The sequence below is a fragment of the Psychrobacter sp. Ps6 genome, assembly GCF_022129235.1.
Classification (GTDB): Bacteria; Pseudomonadota; Gammaproteobacteria; order Pseudomonadales; family Moraxellaceae; genus Psychrobacter.
Genome location: NZ_JADQAI010000134.1, coordinates 1 through 1,392, shown reverse-complemented (window position 1 = coordinate 1,392; position 1,392 = coordinate 1). Strand labels below are relative to the sequence as shown.

General features: G+C 35.9%; 1 protein-coding gene. It reads right to left on the bottom strand.

The features are described from left to right. Positions 1 to 193 precede the first annotated feature (193 nt). Positions 194 to 1,392, bottom strand: a 1,199-nt coding sequence (locus I3255_RS14360; RefSeq protein WP_238039428.1) for a hypothetical protein, incomplete at its 5' end; no start/stop codon positions are given.

Sequence of the window (1,392 nt, the reverse complement as noted above, 5' to 3'; positions counted from 1 at the left end):
TATTCAATTTGCAATTTTTTATTACCGCATTGCATATCAGTATGAGATTTATATTATTTGTACGCTTACGATCTATTTAATAATATGAGAAACACTGTTAATAACCATCTTAGATTTAAGATTTAATCGATATAATTAGAAACATCCGTATAGTTTATTAATTCAAAGTTTCAATAATTAAAAACAAGAATAGTTATATTATTTTCACTCTATATATTAAAACACCTGATGAATTTGGTTCTAATACCCCTGATAATATCCATTTTATATTACCTTGATATCCAGAATTATTAACACCATGTTCTGTTTCTATATTGCACAATGAAATCGAAGATGGAATCACTCCATTATTACAGTCAACTACTGACTCTAATTCTGTATAAGCGGGAGTGTCATCTGAAATGGAGATATCAGTAATATTCCCGGTTCCAACATTAGAAAAAATGATTTCATATTCTAATATATCTCCAGGCCTTCCCTGATTGCTGACTCCTTTCTCGGTTCCCTGAGTTATATTTGTGACCTTTTTTTCTAGTTTTAATTGACCAGCACCTTGGAAGGAAACTTTAACCGTATCCGTGTTTGATAATGACCTTGTTACCCCATGATTGGTAATCGCGGGATCAGTAAACGTAGCTAATGCGGTTAAATTATAATGAAAAATTGCGTTCAGAGGCGCTGATATGGGGGCGTATACCTTGGATAAAATACAGACTTCTATGCTACCTACTGCTGAAATTACTGAAGTAATCGCATTATCACCACTATCTACCCGACCATTGCAATTTGCATCTTGATAAATTTGAGCACTCCATTCACTGATATTAGGATCAGCAACCATATTAGCAATAGAGAGTAAAACATCACTTGAGGTATACGTTATTAACTTATGTGAGAAGTTCACAAACTGCCCAGGCTCAATTTCAGTGAAATTATCAGCCTCTAACCTCGGAGAACGTACTTTACCGAAATCTAATGACTCTATTGTATCGCCTGCATTAGCAGTAATTACCATCTGATTATCAGTAACACTACTACTTTGAACTTGGCTAATCGCACTAACATCACTCTCGCTAATATCAATCCAAACCGCTTGTGGAATAACGTTGAGCAACACTGGCTGACTCGCAACCTCAACAGGAAGCAGTAATTCATAGCTGCCATTACCTCGGCTCCTCGTTATTGCTAATATATCGCCGGGTGTATAACTACCTTGAGTAATACCTTGATAAATCGCTTGTACAGTAAACCCACCTATACCCGTTTCTGCTCCTGCTTGAATCCCGTCATGTGCAACACCACCACCAGCTGCATTATCTTCAAAAATAATGCCTCTAATGAGAATCTGATTGATAAGCTCAAATTGATAATCTTCTATCTCACCATTTATGG